The sequence below is a fragment of the Alteribacillus sp. HJP-4 genome (genome assembly GCF_042139015.1).
GTDB lineage: Bacteria > Bacillota > Bacilli > Bacillales > Marinococcaceae > JBHIKY01.
In genome coordinates this window covers 1-19,064 of the sequence record NZ_JBHIKY010000005.1, presented here as the reverse complement: position 1 = coordinate 19,064, position 19,064 = coordinate 1, and the positions used below count along the sequence as shown (strand labels likewise).

Annotated in this window: 23 protein-coding genes; 8 read left to right on the top strand and 15 right to left on the bottom strand. The window is 44.4% G+C overall.

Annotated elements, in window-relative coordinates; genetic code table 11:
- Positions 1 to 10: 10 nt before the first annotated feature.
- The 5 genes from ACE4RR_RS05770 to ACE4RR_RS05750 all read right to left on the bottom strand — a co-directional run bounded on the left by ACE4RR_RS05770 (position 11) and on the right by ACE4RR_RS05750 (position 5,615).
- Entirely contained in the window at positions 11 to 1,564 is a 1,554-nt protein-coding gene (locus ACE4RR_RS05770) for an acyl-CoA carboxylase subunit beta (protein ID WP_375534456.1), read from the bottom strand.
- Positions 1,565 to 1,790: 226 nt separating this feature from the next.
- Positions 1,791 to 2,315: an acetyl-CoA carboxylase biotin carboxyl carrier protein gene (accB, locus tag ACE4RR_RS05765; protein WP_375534455.1), complete on the bottom strand. Its 525-nt coding sequence runs from the start codon at positions 2,313 to 2,315 to the stop codon at positions 1,791 to 1,793.
- A gap of 26 nt (positions 2,316 to 2,341) precedes the next feature.
- Positions 2,342 to 2,977 carry a TetR/AcrR family transcriptional regulator gene (locus ACE4RR_RS05760; RefSeq protein WP_375534454.1) on the bottom strand — a complete coding sequence of 212 codons (636 nt, stop codon included), beginning with the start codon at positions 2,975 to 2,977 and terminating at the stop codon, positions 2,342 to 2,344.
- Between the two features lie 37 nt (positions 2,978 to 3,014).
- The gene (gene accC, locus ACE4RR_RS05755; protein WP_375534453.1) at positions 3,015 to 4,367 is read right to left on the bottom strand and encodes an acetyl-CoA carboxylase biotin carboxylase subunit; all 1,353 of its coding nucleotides are present in this window, start codon (positions 4,365 to 4,367) and stop codon (positions 3,015 to 3,017) included.
- Between the two features lie 411 nt (positions 4,368 to 4,778).
- Positions 4,779 to 5,615, bottom strand: coding sequence for a dimethylarginine dimethylaminohydrolase family protein (locus ACE4RR_RS05750; RefSeq protein ID WP_375534452.1), 837 nt, complete (start codon positions 5,613 to 5,615; stop codon positions 4,779 to 4,781).
- Positions 5,616 to 5,745: 130 nt separating this feature from the next.
- On the opposite strand from ACE4RR_RS05750, the gene ACE4RR_RS05745 reads away from it, so the two are divergent.
- Together ACE4RR_RS05745 and ACE4RR_RS05740 are read left to right on the top strand one after the other, a co-directional pair.
- Positions 5,746 to 6,042 (top strand): 4a-hydroxytetrahydrobiopterin dehydratase, encoded by a 297-nt coding sequence (locus tag ACE4RR_RS05745; RefSeq protein ID WP_375534451.1) that lies wholly within the window; start codon positions 5,746 to 5,748, stop codon positions 6,040 to 6,042.
- 93 nt (positions 6,043 to 6,135) lie between these two features.
- Entirely contained in the window at positions 6,136 to 6,321 is a 186-nt protein-coding gene (locus tag ACE4RR_RS05740; protein ID WP_375534450.1) for a hypothetical protein, read from the top strand.
- A gap of 125 nt (positions 6,322 to 6,446) precedes the next feature.
- Here ACE4RR_RS05740 and ACE4RR_RS05735 read toward each other — a convergent pair whose 3' ends face one another.
- On the bottom strand, positions 6,447 to 7,106 hold the full coding sequence (locus ACE4RR_RS05735) for a PilZ domain-containing protein (protein WP_375534449.1): 660 nt from the start codon (positions 7,104 to 7,106) through the stop codon (positions 6,447 to 6,449).
- Between the two features lie 370 nt (positions 7,107 to 7,476).
- On the opposite strand from ACE4RR_RS05735, the gene ACE4RR_RS05730 reads away from it, so the two are divergent.
- From ACE4RR_RS05730 to ACE4RR_RS05720, 3 genes are read left to right on the top strand one after another with little or no spacing between them, the layout of a single operon-like run.
- Positions 7,477 to 7,812: a DUF5665 domain-containing protein gene (locus ACE4RR_RS05730; RefSeq protein ID WP_375534448.1), complete on the top strand. Its 336-nt coding sequence runs from the start codon at positions 7,477 to 7,479 to the stop codon at positions 7,810 to 7,812.
- Between the two features lie 60 nt (positions 7,813 to 7,872).
- On the top strand, positions 7,873 to 8,322 hold the full coding sequence (locus ACE4RR_RS05725) for a DUF948 domain-containing protein (RefSeq protein WP_375534447.1): 450 nt from the start codon (positions 7,873 to 7,875) through the stop codon (positions 8,320 to 8,322).
- Entirely contained in the window at positions 8,319 to 8,621 is a 303-nt protein-coding gene (locus tag ACE4RR_RS05720) for a YtxH domain-containing protein (RefSeq protein WP_375534446.1), read from the top strand. The genes ACE4RR_RS05725 and ACE4RR_RS05720 overlap by 4 nt, the downstream gene beginning before the upstream one ends.
- A 102-nt stretch (positions 8,622 to 8,723) precedes the next feature.
- Here ACE4RR_RS05720 and queF read toward each other — a convergent pair whose 3' ends face one another.
- Genes queF through queC form a run of 4 tightly spaced genes read right to left on the bottom strand, consistent with a single transcriptional unit; the run spans position 8,724 to position 11,068 of the window.
- Positions 8,724 to 9,221 carry a preQ(1) synthase gene (gene queF, locus ACE4RR_RS05715; RefSeq protein WP_375534445.1) on the bottom strand — a complete coding sequence of 166 codons (498 nt, stop codon included), beginning with the start codon at positions 9,219 to 9,221 and terminating at the stop codon, positions 8,724 to 8,726.
- Positions 9,222 to 9,240: 19 nt separating this feature from the next.
- Positions 9,241 to 9,960 (bottom strand): 7-carboxy-7-deazaguanine synthase QueE, encoded by a 720-nt coding sequence (queE, locus tag ACE4RR_RS05710; protein ID WP_375534653.1) that lies wholly within the window; start codon positions 9,958 to 9,960, stop codon positions 9,241 to 9,243.
- A complete protein-coding gene (gene queD / locus ACE4RR_RS05705) occupies positions 9,960 to 10,400 on the bottom strand; it encodes a 6-carboxytetrahydropterin synthase QueD (protein ID WP_375534444.1) in 441 nt (146 codons plus the stop codon). Before queD ends, queE begins: the two co-directional genes overlap by 1 nt.
- Positions 10,400 to 11,068, bottom strand: a complete 669-nt coding sequence (gene queC / locus ACE4RR_RS05700; RefSeq protein ID WP_375534443.1) for a 7-cyano-7-deazaguanine synthase QueC — start codon at positions 11,066 to 11,068, stop codon at positions 10,400 to 10,402. Before queC ends, queD begins: the two co-directional genes overlap by 1 nt.
- 243 nt (positions 11,069 to 11,311) lie before the next feature.
- Here queC and ACE4RR_RS05695 point away from each other — a divergent pair, with 243 nt between their 5' ends.
- On the top strand, positions 11,312 to 11,563 hold the full coding sequence (locus ACE4RR_RS05695; RefSeq protein WP_375534442.1) for a hypothetical protein: 252 nt from the start codon (positions 11,312 to 11,314) through the stop codon (positions 11,561 to 11,563).
- Between the two features lie 217 nt (positions 11,564 to 11,780).
- On the opposite strand, the gene ACE4RR_RS05690 is transcribed toward ACE4RR_RS05695, so the two are convergent.
- From ACE4RR_RS05690 to ACE4RR_RS05670, 5 genes are all read right to left on the bottom strand, one after another.
- Positions 11,781 to 13,676 (bottom strand): sensor domain-containing protein, encoded by a 1,896-nt coding sequence (locus tag ACE4RR_RS05690; protein ID WP_375534441.1) that lies wholly within the window; start codon positions 13,674 to 13,676, stop codon positions 11,781 to 11,783.
- A 108-nt stretch (positions 13,677 to 13,784) separates the two neighbouring features.
- Positions 13,785 to 14,327, bottom strand: coding sequence for a dCTP deaminase (gene dcd, locus ACE4RR_RS05685; RefSeq protein WP_375534440.1), 543 nt, complete (start codon positions 14,325 to 14,327; stop codon positions 13,785 to 13,787).
- A 373-nt stretch (positions 14,328 to 14,700) separates the two neighbouring features.
- Positions 14,701 to 15,000, bottom strand: coding sequence for an IDEAL domain-containing protein (locus tag ACE4RR_RS05680; protein WP_375534439.1), 300 nt, complete (start codon positions 14,998 to 15,000; stop codon positions 14,701 to 14,703).
- 139 nt (positions 15,001 to 15,139) lie between these two features.
- Positions 15,140 to 15,805 (bottom strand): pyroglutamyl-peptidase I, encoded by a 666-nt coding sequence (locus tag ACE4RR_RS05675; protein WP_375534438.1) that lies wholly within the window; start codon positions 15,803 to 15,805, stop codon positions 15,140 to 15,142.
- 147 nt (positions 15,806 to 15,952) lie between these two features.
- The gene (locus tag ACE4RR_RS05670) at positions 15,953 to 16,336 is read right to left on the bottom strand and encodes a YhjD family protein (RefSeq protein WP_375534437.1); all 384 of its coding nucleotides are present in this window, start codon (positions 16,334 to 16,336) and stop codon (positions 15,953 to 15,955) included.
- Positions 16,337 to 16,502: 166 nt separating this feature from the next.
- Between ACE4RR_RS05670 and ACE4RR_RS05665 the strand changes: the two genes are divergently transcribed.
- Entirely contained in the window at positions 16,503 to 17,153 is a 651-nt protein-coding gene (locus tag ACE4RR_RS05665; RefSeq protein ID WP_375534436.1) for a potassium channel family protein, read from the top strand.
- A gap of 85 nt (positions 17,154 to 17,238) precedes the next feature.
- Complete coding sequence (locus ACE4RR_RS05660; protein ID WP_375534435.1) at positions 17,239 to 18,855, top strand: BCCT family transporter; 1,617 nt, start codon at positions 17,239 to 17,241, stop codon at positions 18,853 to 18,855.
- The last annotated feature ends 209 nt before the right edge of the window (positions 18,856 to 19,064 follow it).

The window sequence follows — 19,064 nt, the reverse complement described above, 5'->3', positions numbered from 1 at the left end:
TCCTTTCCGCCTACAACGGGATATTGCCGTGCTTTTTATTCGGCTGTTGTTTTTTCTTATTCCGCAGCATATCAAGAGCACTGGCTAAAGACTTTCTTGTATCACGCGGGTCAATCACATCATCGACAATACCGTTACCAGCTGCTATATATGGATTCGCAAATCGTTCACGGTATTCCTGTATTTTTGCCTGCCTAGTTTCCTCAGGATGATCGCTTTCACGGATTTCCTTGGCAAAAATGATGTTAGCTGCGCCTTCCGGACCCATCACCGCAATCTCTGCATTCGGCCAGGCAAAAACGAGGTCTGCTCCAATGGCTTTACTGTTTAAAGCAACATACGCCCCGCCAAAGGCTTTGCGTAAAATAACCGTTATTTTAGGGACCGTCGCCTCAGAATAGGCGTATAGAATTTTTGCACCGTGCCGGATAATCCCGCCATGCTCCTGCTGAACACCTGGGATAAATCCACTCACATCCTCGAAAGTAATGAGAGGGATATTGAAACAGTCACAAAAACGAATAAAGCGCGAGCATTTATCTGAGGAATCAATATCAAGTCCTCCTGCCATCATTTTTGGATTGTTAGCGACAATCCCGATCGTATCGCCGTTGATGCGGCCGAAGCCGACTACTATATTTTTGGCAAAGCTGGCATGGACTTCCATAAAGTCTTCATCATCAAGAAGACAGCGGATTACTTTTCTGACATCATACACCTTTGTACTGTCGACCGGCACAATATCAAGTAATTCCTCGATCCTTTCTTCCATATCCACTGGTTTTTTCGGAGGAAACGGCTGCGGCTTTTCTTCATGATTCGCAGGCAGGTAGCTGATCAGACGACGGACGTCCTTGAGTACCTGTTCCTCACTTGACGCTGTGAAATGAGCATTTCCGCTTTTCGAGGAATGCACCTTTGCACCGCCAAGGTCCTCTGTGTTAATGCTCGCACCTGTAACACTTTCAATTACTTTAGGTCCCGTTATAAACATCTGGCTCGTTTTTTCCACCATAAAAACAAAGTCGGTGATAGCCGGAGAATAAACAGCTCCTCCCGCACATGGACCCATGATCACCGAAATCTGCGGTATGACGCCGGAATATATGGAATTACGGTAAAACACATGACCATATCCATCAAGAGACAGTACGCCTTCTTGAATTCGAGCGCCTCCTGAATCATTCAAACCAATGATCGGGGCACCATTTTCGGCAGCCAGATCCATCGTTTTCGCAATTTTTAGAGCATGCATCTCCCCCAGGGCTCCCCCGTACACCGTAAAATCCTGAGCAAATAAAAATATCAGCTTGCCGTTTACTCTCGCGTATCCAGTTACGACTCCTTCTCCAGGTGCTTCTGCGTGCCCATAGTCCAGGCCGCGGTTTTCAATAAACGGATTGAGCTCAATAAAACTCCGTTCATCAACAAGCAGGTCAATTCTTTCTCTCGCTGTCAGCTTGCCGCGGTCATGCTGGGCGTCAATACGCTCCGAACCTCCCCCCAGCTTTACTTTTTCACGTCTGTCTTCCATTTCTTCTATCTTGTCAAACATATCACTCATCAAAAATGCCACCTTTCCCTGCCTGGTACTCAAAAAATCATAGTAAACGCTTACATATTAATAGATCAACACCGTAAGGCGACGACTCCAGGCCGATGAATACCTGCCAGCACATAGCTGTTATGTTTGCTTTTGTTATTGTGAAATTGACTTATGAAATTTATTCACATTAAAGAAGGGCATGCCGGTTTAGATGCAAACGTCTAAAGTGGGCAGCCCTTGGATATTAAGAAGCTTTGACAAGGAATAAAGGCTGGCCGTATTCTACCAGTTCACCATCTTCAACGAGGATTTCTACAATTTCTCCTGTCACTTCTGCTTCAAGTTCATTCATTAGTTTCATTGCTTCCACAATACACACCACGGAATCCTCACTGATTTTCTTTCCTTGCGTTACGTATGGATCTGCATCCGGTGATGGGGATCGGTAAAACGTACCAACCATAGGGGAGGTTATTTTATGAAGAGTATCATCCTGCCTGTCCGTTTCCTTATCCTCAGGCGCTGCCTTCGCCGACTCCTGTTCCCTGGAATCTGATGGAGCAGGGGTCTGGGGCTGAGCCTGGGGTGCTGGCTGTGGCGGAGCAGCTGCCGGGGCAGGTGCTGCGGTGTCCGCTGTTGAAACTGCCTGAGCTACACTTTCTTTGCGAAGCGTCAGCTTAGTTTTGTTTTCCCCCCGGATTTCTATTTCTCCTACACTTGAGCGATCCAGGGCACGAATCAATTCTTTAATCTCACTTACTTTATACATTGGTGTGACACTCCTTTATAAGTACATTATTTTACAGAATTTTCTTTAAGAAAGAATCGTTGATAAGCCGGGTTGCTGCGGGCTTGTTCTGTCAGTACCGACTGCATAATCAGGTCAGCATATATGTCTGCAATTTCTTGAACGGTGTATTCCCCGTCCGCTTTATACCACTTATACGTCCAGTTTATCATTCCAAAAATCGCCATCGACATTATCGGAACCGGCAGCTCTTCTCGAAAATCACCCCGCTGCTTGCCCTGCTCCACCACAGTAAACATCATGTCTTTATATTTTCTTCGTTTCTTTTTGATGCTGTCAAAATACTCCGGAGACAGATACAGGCTTTCCTGATAAAAAACTGTTACATGAGCACGGTAAAGCTCAAACATTTTCACGAAGGAGCGGACGGTCTCATAAAGTTTTTCTGCAGGAGTGTCGTAGCTCGAATGTGCTTCTGCTGCTTTATCGATGATATAGGTGATAAAAGAATCGTGTATCGTATATAAAAGTTCATCTTTCGATTTGAAATTGTGGTAAAAGCCGCCTTTAGAAGTATTGCTTTCTTTCACAATTTTATCTACAGTTACTGCGTGAAAGCCAGATTCCTCAAACAATTTCAGTGCTGCTTCTGTAATGCGCTGCTTTGTCGACTTTTCCGGCATTCTGTATCACCTGCTTTCTGAATGGAGAATCATTCCATTAATCCATAATAGAATATTGATCTAAAAATTTCGTATTAAACTCACCTGATACAAATACTTCGTGTGAGAATAATTTTAAATGAAATGGAATGGTTGTTTCTACCCCTTCCCCTTCTACCACGAATTCTGACAACGCTCTCTTCATTCTTGAAATTGCCTCTTCCCTGGTGTTCCCACGGACAATCAGCTTTGCTACCATTGAATCATAGTAAGGAGAGATCGCATATCCTGGGTAAACGGAGCTGTCGACGCGTACCCCGAATCCGCCGGGCGGAAGGTACATATCTATTTTGCCAGGAGTGGGCATAAAGTTTTTCTCCGGGTTTTCCGCATTAATCCTGCATTCAATCGCCCATCCTTCAATTACAATATCCTCCTGCTTTACGGTGAGCCTCTCACCTGCAGCAGCCCGTATCTGTTCTTTTATTAAGTCAATACCGGTCACTTCTTCGGTCACTGGATGCTCCACTTGAATTCGAGTATTCATTTCCATGAAATAAAACTTTTTATGTTTATCCAGTAAAAATTCGACGGTGCCGGCTCCGCAGTACTGGACCGCTTCCGCAGCTTTCACCGCGGCGTTTCCCATCGCCTGGCGCGTATTCTCATCGAGGGCAGGTGATGGCGCTTCTTCGACAAGCTTTTGATGCCGGCGCTGAATGGAGCAGTCTCTCTCCCCGAAATGAACGACGTTCCCATGCTGGTCCGCCATAATTTGAATTTCTACGTGGCGCGGCTCTTCAACGAATTTCTCCATGTAAACACCGGAGTTGCCGAAAGCAGTAGCTGCTTCCTGTTGAGCCATGCTGATCGCTTTTTTTAGTTCGGATCGATCATTGGCGACCCGCATTCCTTTTCCTCCTCCGCCTGCTGTCGCTTTGACTATGACAGGGTAGCCGATCTCCTCTGCTGTGTCTGCGGCTTCTTCTTCATTGTTTATAATTCCATCTGTTCCCGGCACAATCGGAACGCCGGCCGCTTCCATCGTTTCTCTTGCTACAGCTTTGGCACCCATCTTATTGATCGCTTCCGGAGAAGGACCGATAAACGTAAGATCGTGATCAGCACAGATTTCTGCGAACTCTGCATTTTCTGCGAGAAATCCGTAACCTGGATGCACAGCTTCTGAACCAGTTTTTAATGCAGTTGAAATTAAATTAGTCTTTTTTAAGTAGCTTTCTGCGGAGGAATTCGGCCCGATGCAGTATGCTTCGTCGGCCATAAGTACGTGCAGCGCTTCACGATCCGCTTCGGAGTAAACTGCAACAGTTTCAATATCCATTTCCTTGCAGGCCCGGATGATCCGAACGGCAATTTCTCCCCGGTTCGCTATAAGTATTCTTTTAAACATCTGGCACCTTCCTTTTCCATTGAATAAGTATCACTTTATGATTTCCATAAAAAGTAAGCGATTACACAAACAATACGGAGTTTAGACCGACTAGTCAGTCTGCATCTAATATTTTAAAAAACTTTTTTTTGTTTGTCAATCCACTTTTCCCGATTATTATCTTACATTTTCTTCAATAAAATACGCTGAAATAACCGCTCTCCTCTAAATGTATCAGTTTCCGTGCTGAATGTACATCCTTCGTTAACGAAGCAAGCTAGCTTTCCAAACCTTTTTGAGACGTACGCGGAGGTGCTGTTTCGCTTCTTTGAGGTCAACCATGCGGCTGCCTACTTTTGAATTACATCCTTTCCCAATTATGCGCTCGACTCCATATAAGGCGCCCCCGACGCTCCATATTTATTACCCTGGCTATTCTCGGATAAGTGGAAACGTACAGCAGCGGTAGGATCCCCCCGATTTAATAATTTCAGAAAATGGCACCGGCAGCACGGTAAACCCCCGTGCGGTCATTTCTTCATTGATCCGCTTATTTTCCGGAAGACTACAGACCTTTTTTTCTCCGATCGACAGTACATTTGTCCCTAGATAAAACTGTTCTTCCGGTTTTACACGTATGATATGGAATTTATTCTCCAGCACGCTGACATGTTCTTCAGACAGTGCATCGGGAAACAGCAGAGCAGTGTCCTCGGAAAGTATGTTAAAGACACAGTCGAGGTGCAGATATTCTTTCGCAAAAGGAAGGACTACTACCTGATAATCAGAAAATGCTCCCTGGACAGCCTCTATTGCAGCGCTCGTTGTGCGGCTGCTTTCCCCGATATATATTGTATCTCCGCTCAGAAGGACATCCCCTCCTTCTAATGGTGCGTTTGTAATCTGGTCATACGCCCAGCCGTTTTTCTCCATCCAGACTTCAAACCGGTTCGTTTCCGGGCGTCTTATATCTGTGCGCATCGAACCGAGAATAATCCCCTGTTCGGAGGTAAATCCTAAATCTCTAGTAAACACCTGTTCAGGCATTTTTTCGGAGGGCTTCAGATAGTGCACATGAACCCCGTGCTCCCGAAGCAAGAGAACAAAATAATTATGCTCTTCCACCGCTTTCGTTTGATCGATTTCTTCATATTTCTCCTGTGTTCGATTAATTACTTCTTCAATTCTCATTTCTTCTGGAGAGCATACCAGCACTTCAATGAGCCTGCCATATTCCGTTCGGCAAATTCCCAGCTTTTTCGTTAACATTTAGTTCGACCCCCTTCTTTCCTATCTTTTCCCCATACGTGAAAAAATTACGCTTTTCCTTTCAACGTTTAGAGAAAAGCTTTCCATGGGTATACTGCATGTAACACAGCTAAGAAAGGTAGGGTAGCTTATGTCCACGCTGCGAAATGAACAGATTGAAGAAAAGCTGCAGGATTTAGCCGGATGGAAACGAAAAGACGCGAAAACGCTTGGTAAAATTTATACGTTCGACCAATTTCTTACTGGTATTTCTTTTGTGGATGAATTGTCGAAATACGCCGAAGAAGTGCAGCACCATCCTAAAATTATTATCGATCATACCGATATTACCGTACATTTATCGACACACGATGAAGGCGGCATCACGGAAAAGGATACCGATGCAGCCCAGAAATTCAACTCCTTGTACGACCAGATTCAGCAATAATATTTCGCTCATCTTCCTAGTGGCCTAGAGGTCATTTTTAAAGTTTGAGCATATCTTAGTAGTAAAAGAAATTGCAGCGAGAAGGGGGAAAAGATGATGGAGTTTCACGCAGAAAGAATGAGACAGATGGTAAATACGGATCCTTTTCTAGAGGCTTCCTTCAGCGAAGCAGTTCAGTCCATTGGAGACGAACAGGAAGCATTGCGAATGGTTTATGATTCTTATATCCATCACGATCATATGATGAAAAACGCTTACGTGCATTTGACTCATGTTTAAGAGAAAATAAAGAAAAACCTGGCCTGCCGCCCATTCTAAAAGGCGACAGCCTCAGCTTATGCTTTTATTCTTTAATAAAATTAAACCATTAAAGTATAAACGAAGACCGCGGTCAGAGTCTTCGTTTATTTTTTATATATTTTTCTATTGTCCATCCTCCTGCCTGCAGCTTCGACCATCTGCTTTATCCGCCTTGTATTTTTTCTCGATAAATTCAAAAACTGCATAGCGAGCTGATAACCTTTTCCTGGTCTTTCATTTACAGATGTAACCTTTGCCAGCACAAGCTCTGCCACTGTAAACACAGGCTCTTTTATTTCACATTCAATCAGCTGCCCGGTATCGTAATAAGTATTGGTAAGCAGACGAGCCCCTCCTTCTCCGATATCCATAACCTCCCCCTTATTCCAGGGAGAATCACGCGGCGGAAACGAGCGCCACCTTGCTGCACCCGGTGTTGAAAAATAGCCGAGGAGTGTCAGCCGCGTATGATGCCTTTTATTTTGGGAGATTTCGGAATGCTTTACTGCAATTCTTACAATTTGACGATTATCAAAGGAATGAAAAGTTAATACTTCTGCTTTTAATCTGTAAATTTGTCCGGAAGCCACCGGGTCCACCTGACAGTTGACGAGATTCCCGGCTGCAGGCTTATTTTCTTTAATGCCGGCAAGCCATTCGATTCCAAACACATTTTGTTTGAGCTCAACAATTTTTCCGGCCCCTGTCCCAAAGCTGCCTTCCATCACAATGATTTCCTGCAGAAGCGATTGTTCCGATGTCATGGCCTGCCCCCTTTTTTTTATTATATCGGTACATGTTATTAATTCTTCATATAGGGAGTGCCGAAGTTTGATCTGGCAGTTTGATCAAATTCGAATTTTCGCTGATCAAATTTAATTTTCCGCTGATCATTTTCCAAATTTCGCTCATGAATTTCAAATTTCCGCTGATCACATCGAGATTTTCGCTGATCGTTTTCAAAAACAGCACCGATCATTCTTTCCCTGATAATTTCTTTCGATCCAAACTATTTACTGCCTGTAAGAGTATTTTCTGTATTTTAAGATGTTTGGTTTGAAGCGAAGTTTGCCGGGGTATCAGTCTAAAAGAAGACATCAAAAGCTTTCTGTATGCAGGAATAGGAGGGTTAGTGTGAGCGCAGAACGAGAGGTTCGCAATGAACGGCTGGAGACAAAGAAACGGCCGCCTGAACATGAAGATGTAAAGAAGCTGGAAAAAGTTGTCGAGCGTCTCGATGAGATTACGACAAAATCACGAATGAAAGATATGGCTTATCACTACACTAAACCAGGAGAGGTTGTCAAAACGAATCTGATTGCAGGAATCGCAAGAGGCGTCGGACTGACGATCGGTGCTGGTTTGTTTATTGCACTGCTCATTTTTATTTTAGCGCAGCTGCAGGCCGTTCCGGTAATTGGGGAATATATGGGTGATATGCTCAATGTGATAAATGAAGAAAGGAATTAATCAAAAGATGTCGAATTTAAAAATACAGAAGCAATCAACCCTTAACAGGAGGTTTTCATTATGGATCTGCTAGGAATCGGAATACTTATTTTTGGCATTGCATTTGCTGTACTTGTTATCTTTTTAATTAAAGTTCTTTCGAATTTAACAAAGGTGCTTGCCGATGTTGATAAGACGGTCGAAAAGCTGCCGGAGCAGCTTGAGGAGGTTATGAATCAATCTGAGCTGGTTATTCATAACAGCAACGAAACCATCCTTGATTTGAATGAAAAACTGCGCGCACTGAATCCTCTTTTTTACATTGTCGGCGATGCAGGAGAAGCCTCAAGAAAGCTGTCGTCCTCCCTCGTGGATATGACGATGTCCATGAAACGCAATACAGAAGAAGGAAAAGAAGAGACCCAGCGCAGAGATCTTGGCGGAATATATGGCGTGCTTGCTTTAGGCTACTATTTAACACAAAAGCGTAAGACGTTAAAGGAAATTAAAGAAGGGAATCAAGCCCAATGAGCAGGAAATCCAGCGGCTCTTTATTGGCAGGAGCTGGTGCCGGGCTGCTGATCTCCGCAGCGGCTGGCCTGCTGCTTGCACCACAAGATGGCAGAACATCCCGCACCAAGACAGCTGGTTCAGCCAGGAAAGTAAAGGAGTCTCCTTCTGCGGCTGCCCAGCGCTGCCGGGAACGTAAAGAAAAATGCCGCCAATCCGGCCAGGTTCGCTATGAACTGATATGCTCAGAAATGGAAATATTAAAAAAGCAGGCAAGACTCGCTGCCGAGAGAGAAGCAACACCGAATCAGGAGAAGTAAAAACCGCCGGGATATGTGCCCCGGCGGTTTTTTCATTGTATTACAAAGTCACAATCTTCTTCACCTGTATGAGCTGAGCGATTACTTTAGAAAACTGGCGCTCTACCGGTTGTCAATCGTTTCCGGATACATATCGTGGTATAACAGCCGCTTAGCTGCCATTTCTTCATATTTTGTACCAGGGCGGCCGTAATTAACATACGGATCAATCGAAATTCCTCCACGGGGAGTAAACTTTCCCCACACTTCAAGGTAGCGGGGGTCCATCAGCTCGACTAAATCATTTACAATCATATTAACCGCTTCCTCATGAAAGCCGCCGTGGTTTCGGAAGCTGAATAAATACAGCTTCAGCGACTTGCTCTCCACCATTTTCTTATCCGGCACGTAGCTGATATACAGGGTGGCAAAATCGGGCTGCCCAGTTTTTGGACAAAGCGTTGTAAACTCTGGACAGTTAAATTTCACAAAATAATCACGGCCGGGGTGATTATTTTCAAATGACTCCAGCTGGGTCGGATCATATTCGAAAGTGTAGACAGTATTTTCACTTCCTAAATGGGAAAGCTGATCCACATCTTTTCTATTCTGGTCTGGCATATGCTGGCTGCTCCTTTCATTACACACCTTGTTTATTGCCCCACAGCAGAGTATGAAGCTGCGGTAGAACTTTGACACTGTTTAATTTTTCTGAGTTCGTCACTTTCTCAATAAGCCACTGATAACGCTCAAGCAGATGGTCGCGCAGCTGTCTGCTGTCCTCGGCGCTCAGCTCATCGTTTCCGGTCTGGGCGTACATTTCGACGGATGGATAGCGTTCATGCACCTGTATTAAATAATCAAGATCTTTGTCATTAAAAATCACGATTTTGAGGCTCATGCTTTTTCCTGGACGGCTGATTAACCGTTTTACATAATAATCAAGCTGCTCCCATTCCGTTTTCATAGTAGAACTGGGCGGCTTCGGTGAAATGGTCACGTCGTCAATATCGAGCATCCATTCCTGCCATATGCTTCCCTGTGTTTCAACTGCAGTACGGATCCCCTTTTGCTGAAGCATCTCCACCACTTCTGCTAAGCCTTTATGCAGAGCTGGATTGCCTCCAGAAATGGTCACATGGCTGAAATTCTTTCCACCGGCGTCCTTAAGCTTCTCCATGATTTCCGGAGCCGTCATTAATACGGCCTGCTGCGAGCCGTCCCATGTAAACGCAGAATCGCACCAGGAACAGCGATAATCACAGCCCCCAGTGCGAATAAACATTGTCTTTTGTCCGATAACCATTCCTTCTCCCTGAATCGTCGGCCCAAAGATTTCTAGTATGGGGATTTTTTTCATCACTCAAAATCTCCTTTCTTTGGGCGGTACATTACATAGCTTGTCGGTGTTTCACGAACAAGCACCTGAAGACAGCGAGGTTTATTTTCAGAGTTGTCAAGCTCCCGCTGAATCAAGCTCCAGAGCGTTTTTGCGACAACCTCCGTCGTAGGGAAAGCAGCCGGATCTTTCTGATCATTAAATTCTACCTTGTCATTTAAAAGAGTATGATCGTAGCGTTTGTGCACGATCTCCTTCAATAGTTTAAAATCCGCCAGAAAGCCTGTATGATTCAGTTCATCGCCGGCAATCGTAACGTTTATCACATACGTATGCCCGTGAATATCCATGCATTTACCTGCAGCACTATCTGGAATAAAATGAGCAGCTGCTAAATGCATATCCTTATTCAGTTCATACCTGAAGTCATGCATCACTTGAGGATAAAATTGATGAAGCATTAGTTTTCCCTTTCCTTTTCATCCATATATTGAAGGTAGCCGTCCTGCCGCAGCCTGCAGGCAGGGCATTCTCCGCAGCCATCTCCACGGATGCCGTGGTAGCAGGTTAAGGTCTTGTTTTTCACAAAGCTTAATCTGCCTAATTCGTCTGCTAGTTTCCACGTTTCTTTTTTGTTAAGCCACATTAGCGGGGTATGCAGAACCAGCTCTTTATCAAGAGCGAGGTTTAATGATACATTCAGTGATTTTACAAACACATCGCGGCAGTCCGGATAGCCGCTGTAGTCAGTTTCACACACTCCAGTAACAATGTGCCTGGCCCCTTTTTGAGAGGCTAGAATCGATGCAAATGAAAAGAACAGCAGATTGCGCCCTTCCACAAATGTTGAGGGAAGCTCCCCCTTTCCTCCTGCAGTTACCTCAATATTCTCGCGCGTGAGAGCGTTCGGCGCCAGTTGGTTCAACAGCCCCATGTCCAGCACGTGGTGCTCCACTTCGAGCTCTGTGGCAATGCTGGCTGCCACGTCAACTTCATCAGCATGACGCTGACCGTAATGAAACGTTACCGCAATCACTTCTTCAAAACGTTTCAATGCCCAGAAAAGACAGGTGGTGCTGTCCTGGCCTCCGCTGAAAACAACAACCGCTTTTTCTCCGGAAAAACTCATGAAAATGTCCTTCTTTCTATTCTTACCCAAATTTGGGGTATCTTTTTCACAATGCTCCTATTATAACATTTTCTAATTCAGTTAGCTTCAAAAAAACTTGTAACACATAGAAATGGGAACTTTTCACGACCGTATGTACAAAAATATGGCTCAGACAAATATTCAATAGAATTGTCTGGATTTTGCAATAAATAATTTTCTTTTGTCCCAGCCACTTTTTTAAAAACAGAGAAAGTATGGGTTTTGTTGATTTCATCTCTGCAGGCGGACGCTTTCCGCGGGGCTTGTCTTCAACTAATTCTGTCTCAGCGAAGCTTCGGCAGAATGGATTTTCAGACGGCGCTGATCCCGCGACGCACAGGAGGTGTTAGTGTCGATGTTGGCCACAGGACGTGGCCGGTTTTAATCGACCCGGAGTCGCCGCCTTCCGTTCTTCAATCGAAGAATAAACACCATATTAATTTAAGTCAAAAAATGAGCGTACGAAGAAGTTAAGACAAATAAAAATAGCATCTTGAAAGACGAATATTAATTTCTTTGATTGAGAAATCAGCTCCTTTGCGTAGTCAAAATGAGTGAGTCGTGCCCGCGGAAAGCGAAGCGTTTGGACGGAGCATATTTTGAAAACACATAATTAACAAACAATCCAGACAGATTCAGTAGAATCGTCTGGATTTTTGCAATAAATAATTTACTTTTGTCCCAGCAGGGTTTATGCATTTTTTCCCAGCTTTAACTCCTGAAGGCGGGCGGGTTCTGCAAAATAATATCCTTGAAAATAATGACATCTTAACGTAAGCAGCTGTTTGGCCTGTTCGGCATTTTCTACGCCTTCTGCGATGACATTCAAATTCAAACTATCTGCTGTATCGATAATCGTTTTGACTATCGCTAGATTCTGCTCTTTTTTGGTCATATCTTTAATAAAGGACCGGTCTATTTTCAAAGTATCAATAGGTAAATCCTTTAACTGGCTCAAGGAACTGTATCCCGTCCCAAAATCATCCAGGCTCAGCGGGAATCCCATTGTTTTTAAGCTGTGAAGAACCGGCATCATCTGCTTCATGTCCATGGTTGTCCGCTCTGTTATTTCTAAAACGACCTGGCGCGGTTCTATATCATAGGCAGTAACCAGGTCATAAAGCTCACTGGCAAAGGCCGGGTCTTCTAATTGTATGCTTGATATGTTGACAGAGACTGTCCGCCCGGTTTTTTTTTGTAGAAATACTGCCATCTCCCGGCACACCTGATGAAGAATCCAGTGTCCTAGTGTTTGTATGTAACCGTTGTCCTCAGCCACGGGGATAAATATACCAGGAGGAATGCTTCCTTTTTCGTGATGCTTCCAGCGGACCAGCGCTTCGACTCCCATCAGCTCACCCGTTTGACAACTTACATACGGCTGATAGACAAGATAGAGTTCTTTTTTTACGACGGCGTTGTAAAGGTCATTTTCAAGCTGGTAAAACTCCTTCGCTTCCTGCTCCATTCCTTTTCTGTAAAAATCATAGGACTTGCCGGTCCTTTTGGCATGGGAAAGTGCAATATCTGCACTCTGAATCATCTCATCCGCTTCAGTACCGTCTTTGCCCACAAAGGCGATACCGGCGGTAAGCAATATGTATATTTCTTCCTTTACCGGGACAAGCGGCCGTTGAAACAGGCTTTGGATATGTTCGATCAGCTGGATAATCTCTTTATCATCTGAAAACCTGCTGAAAAGCAAAAATTCGTCATTTGCTTTTCTAGCAAGCACCTGTTGATAATGAAGAATTGACTTTATACGCTGGCTTATCTGCATGAGGATTTTGTCACCGGTTTGCAGCCCCTTCGTTTCATTAATGCGGCGAAACCGGTTGATATTTAACGTGATAACGGCTATTTTTTGGTTCGGTCCAATGTTTTGGGTTAACTGCTCCCTGAAATAACGGAGATTGGGGAGGTTTGTCAGCCGGTCATAATGAGAGAGCTGATGAATGTCCTCGACCGCTTTCTTGTAGGCTGAGATATCTCGTGCCACGGCAATGATAACCGGCTCTCCGGACAGAACATCCTGTTTTGTATGTATTTCTACAGGGAGAATTTCTCCGTCTGACCTTTCCCACTCCCAGTCAAACTTACATTCCGGCAATTCGGCTATTTTTTGCGCCTGGGCAGAAGCGCCTTTTTTTAGAGATGGGGCAGCAATTCCTTCAAATGTAAAAGATTTTATATTTTTTTTTGCATATCCAAGCTGCCTCCAGGCCGCTTCATTTGCTTCCGTGAATATCAGCTTCGTACTTATTTTTGGTTTTGGAGCAATAAACAACATATCCGGTATACTGTTAAAGAGGATCCGATAGCGGCGGTCTGCCTGCAGCGTTCTCTTTTTTTCATTGCTTTCTTTCTCGATAAAGAGCGATATTGCGGCATATAATAAAATCGTTGTTACAAAAACGTAGACCCAGCCTTTATAGGTTTGCACCATCCCGGGATTTTCTCCTTCGGAAGCCAGCAGTAACAGGAGCTGATCCGATAAACTAATCCACATACATCCAGCGAGAAAATAAGTGATTGCAATGACCAATGCTTTCTTATGTAATATGCGGAATGAACTTTTCCTTATCAATGATGTCCCCTCTCTCCACAACTACCTAAACCCCGTCATCTATTATTTCGGCTTTTTCTAGTAATTGTTAAATAAAGAAAGCACCGCCCATTATTCAAGTCCCAGTATTCAGCCTGGATTGACTTCCTTATCCATATATACCTGGCTCCCCACGGCTTTTCGCTGTCCCTGATATTTTCCGCGGTATGGCGTCCCTGCTTCCTTATCCATCTGCGCAAACACCAGCTGGGCAATGCGTCTATCTGCTTTTAGGCGGATTGGAAGGCGGTTTGCGTTATAAAGCTCCAGCGTGATTTCTCCTTCAAATCCCGGATCGACCCACCCGGCGTTCTGAATAAACAGGCCCATTCGTCCGATGGAGCTTCGGCCTTCTACAAAGGCCGTCAGATTTTCCGGCAGTTTTATGTATTCTCTTGTCGTGGCAAGCAGGAAAGAGTGAGGCGGTATAATGACTTCGTCGCTCTCAAACTCTACATATTTTGCAGGCTCGTCAAGTGCGATTGATTCAATCGCATTTTCATCTATTTTCAAAAAATGGTTGCCGAGCCTGATATCTACGGATGCCGGCTGTATTTGATGATCATTAATCGGATCGATACGAAGCGTATCTGCGTCCATCATTTCTCTGATAGTCTGGTCTGATAAAATCAACGGTGAGTCCCTCCTGTTTTCTTTCTATTATTTAGTATAGAGAATAACAGCTGCAAACACCATGCTGTTTTTATGGAAAACTTTACTTCACAGCAAAAAGCCGCACTCTACTATCGTCATGCAGCTTATAATTTTATTTGGATGGGCTCTGCTCTCTGCTTCTTATATTTCAGCTTCGGAATCTCTATTGCCTAAATGACGGGAATTTCACCCTACTTTTCTGCCAATAACGGAACTCATGTCCGGCAAACCACGTTGTTCCCGGAGTGTAATGGATGGGCAGAAATCTCTACTTATTCGTTACCGCTTCGTCCTATACAAAAACGGCCCCGCAGCAATTTTACTTGATGCGGGGCATAAATAGTTTTCCGTGCTATTTAATTTTAAAATCTAATTCAATTTCATAGCCCTGTTCAGAAATAATTTTTCCGTGCCGGTATTCACCGATCAGTGCGTTATACTCCTTGGTAAGCTCTTGAAAACTTTCCGGGTCCTTACAATCCAATGAATCATCAATCATCCGCTGAAGCCGGTCTTTATTGAAATGGAATACGGAATATTCCATCGTCATTTGTGCGTAAAGCGACTGAAGCACTTGTCTGGAAGGGCGCCTGCCGTTTTTTGCAGATTTTACCTTTTTCATGAAATGCTGTTCATGCGTTGGATGTAACATTTTCGTCGAACCCCCTGTCCTTTCACCGGTTCTATGCCGGTTATTGGCTGTTGGTTTAGTGAACGGTCAATGTATATGCTCCCCGCTCATTATGGAAAGATAGTATTAGTTATAAAGACTTTACCCGTTTAAAGCACCTTTAAAACGCATTTTTACTAAATTTGTTATTTTTCAATGATATTACGGTCTCGTCAATCGCTGCCTTGAGTGCCTGTTTCTGCATAAAGTAACTCATAGATGGAGTATCCGCTGTGTCAGCTGCTGTCATCTCCGGCGTGGCTGGGAAATGAATAAATCCCGCTTTGGTTGCCAGGCTTTCTCTCTTTATCTCATACATTAACCTGTACAGGGTCGTATTACAGATATATGTCCCTGCTGTATTCGATATTCGCGCCGGAATGTCATCTTGTCTCAGTCTTTCCACAATACTCCGGATGGGAAGCGTGGCAAAGAGTCCATCCGGTCCTCCATCGACAATCGGGTCGTCGACAGGCTTCCGTCCTCTGTTATCTCCTTTCTGACCTTCTCCGATCGTATCCTGAACATTAATTCCGATCCTTTCCACTGTTACGGCACTGCGGCCGTATGCTAGTCCGCAGGCAAAAACAGCGTCTGGTTTATTCTTGATGACGGCTTCTATCAGCTGATCGGCACATGTCTCATAATCGACCGGCAGTCCGAAGCTCTGAATATTGACGTCTTCGTTCGTATACTCTCTTTCAATGTCTTTCACGAGCTGTTCAGTTGGATTTACTGCCATCCCTCCGAACGGCTCAAAGCCCGAGCACAGAATGGTAATAGGCAAAACTATACTTCCTTTCCCCTGTCCGGATGGCGGAACACTGAAGCTTATTTTCCGGAAGATATGAAAGCGCTTTTATACGCTTTCCTATATTATAACGTATGTTGCAATATCTTTTGAATAACTTGCTTAAAGAAAATTTCTGACAAATTAAGAATGAAGAACTTTATCGGACTTCAGGGGAGACTGTTTCAGAAAATACGCTTCCATGCAATGGCGAGCCTGACGCTTTAAATTTGCGTTCAAATAGCTGCTTGCACCTTCATAACCCCGGCACGCATAAGAATAGCGGGAAAAAGTGCCATCGTTTTCTTCAAAGCTCACCTGCATATTATGGCCGTGCATATATTTTTTGATGTGGCGCATATCCTCATGAAGCATGCGCAGCGATTCCTGCACCATCATTAAATAGGGATCACGCACTTTAAAAGGCCCCTCTTCAAACAACTGCAGATCTTTTTCTAATACTTTTTTGACGAGAGGAAGCAGAATAAAGTAATGAATCATAATATGTTCTTCTTCTTTTATTTGCATAATCCTTCTCCCCTCCCAAAAACGAACACTTGTTTGTATTTATTATACCGAATATACGTTCTTTTATTCAAGTGGAAGTTTTAGGTACTGAATCATTATTGACAAAGTCTTTTCACGAGAGGTACATTACAGTCATGGAAATGCAGTAAAAGTGAGGCGAAGCAGCGTGAAAAAACAATTTGCAGTAATAGGTCTGGGGCGCTTTGGCATCAGTGTAAGTACAGAGCTCCACAAGCTCGGCCATGATGTGCTCGCCATTGATGTCAACGAGCATAAGGTAAATGAAATGGTAAATGATTCTACGTACAGCGCCATTGCAGACGGCACCGACGAAAAAGCGCTGCGCAACCTGGGAATTACGAACTTTGATCACGTTATTGTAGCTATCGGCGATAATCTGCAGGCAAGTATTCTCTGCACTCTTCTTTTAAAGGATATGGGGATAGAGTCCGTCTGGGCAAAGGCCCAGAATTATTACCATCATAAAGTGCTTGATAAGATTGGCGCAGACAAGATTATTCACCCTGAGCATGACATGGGAAACCGGATCGTCCAGCATCTCATGTCTGACAAAGTAATCGATTATATAGAACTTTCGGACGACTATTCCATCGTAGAAATTGGGGCTACCGATGATATGCACCGCAAGACCTTAATAGATCTTGATATTCGTGCCAAATTCGGTGTCACTATCCTCGGTATTAAGCGTGGAAAGAATATTAATATTTCTCCAATGGCAAACGATAAGATCTATCGGGACGATGTGTTAATCGTCATTGGCCATAAAAATGATCTGAAGCGCTTTGAAGAAAGCTGAGCCTACCGCCGGCCATTACAGCCCGGGCCCCTACATCTGTCTCACAATCTAATACTGCAGCGGAAAGCTAGAAGGAGTGGATCCATTGGCAAAAGAAAAATATACATACAACACACAAAAACCAGGACTCGTATTTCTTGTGTCCACGGTTTTTGTGGCCCTGTTTGTAGTATGGGGATTCATACGCCCCGGCCAGCTCGCAGCAGCGGCTACAGAAGCACTGGAGTTTACCATTCATACATTCGGCTGGCTGTATATGCTTGTAGCCGCTTTTTTTGTGGGCTTTATTTTCTTTCTTGCAGTGAGCCCCTACGGAAGGCTGCGCCTTGGAAAACCGGAGGACAGGCCTGAATATTCGTTTTACGCCTGGCTTGGCATGCTCTTTTCAGCCGGTATCGGTGTGGGTTTTGTCTTCTGGGGTGTGGCTGAGCCGATCCTATATTTTGATGATACTCCACTGGGACAGGATGTAGAATCTCAGGCAGAAGCCGCCCAGCTCGGGCTGGAGTACGGTATTTTTCACTGGGGCCTGCATCCGTGGGCTATTTTTTCACTTGTTGCTCTTGCTCTCGGATATGTTCAGTTCAGAAAAGATCAGCCGGCTTTGATCAGCTCCGCCTTTTATCCTTTATTTGGTGACAAAGTGCGCGGCAGGTTAGGACAGAGCATTGATATACTGGCTGTTCTTGCCACGTCCACCGGGGTAGCGACTACCTTTGGCCTGAGTGCCATGCAAATAAGCGGTGGTCTTTCCTATTTGACCGGACTTCCTAATGAACCTGTCACCCAGCTGACGATTATTGCAATTATATCCGTATTGTTTATGTTTTCCGCAGCAAGCGGGCTCGATAAGGGAATAAAGTATTTAAGTGTTATAAATCTGACAGTCGCAGGTATTCTCCTGCTTTTTGTCATCGCTGTCGGACCGACGATCTACCTACTGGAAAACATCACTACGTCGCTCGGAGGATATATATCTAATTTTCCTGAGATGAGCTTATCAATGACCCCTTTTACAGACAGCAGCTGGATCGGTGCAAACACAATTTTTTATTGGGCCTGGCATATTTCGTGGGCACCGTTCATGGGAATGTTCATAGCGCGGATCTCCCGCGGCCGTACGATCCGGGAATTTATCGCCGGGGTTCTTCTTATCCCCTCACTGCTTGCGGTCATCTGGTTTGCCGTTTTTGGCGGAGCTGCGCTGAACCTTGAATTGACCGGTCAGGCAGGTATCGTTAATATTGTGAATGATACCGTTGAGCTTGCTTTATTTGCCACCCTGCAGGAGTACCCTCTCGCCGGGCTTACGAACGGTCTTGCTGTCATGCTTATCGTTATTTTCTTTATTACGTCAGCAGATTCCGCTTCCTACACTCTAGGTGCCATGACCTCGAAAGGAAGCCTTAACCCGACGTTATTTGCAAAATTAGTATGGGGCTTGTTGATTGCAGGCACTGCTGCTGTATTATTGTTATCCGGCGGTCTGGAAGGGCTGCAGACAGCTTCCATTGTCGCAGCGCTGCCATTTTCCATTATTATGAGCATGATGGTCGTTTCGATGCTCAAAATGTTCATTGAGGATACGAAGCAGGCAAAAACAGTGGCGAAAATGCAGGAAAGAGCTGAAATGAAAGAAGAAATTTTAAAAGAGCTGGAACAAGAAATGGATGGCTTCAATAGAAAAAACCAAAAAAAATAGTAACTTCCTTGAAAGGACTGCGTCAGCATTTCGATTCGCCTTGGAATGCGTGAAAAAAGCCGGAACTGCATTAGATAAGCAGTAGACTAACCTAAATTAACGAGACACTATAAAACACCTTCGGAATGGTACACTTAAACAAAGTACTAATTCGGAGGTGTTTTTGCATGGGCAAAAACGTATATTCAAATGAAGTGAAGTGGGCAGTC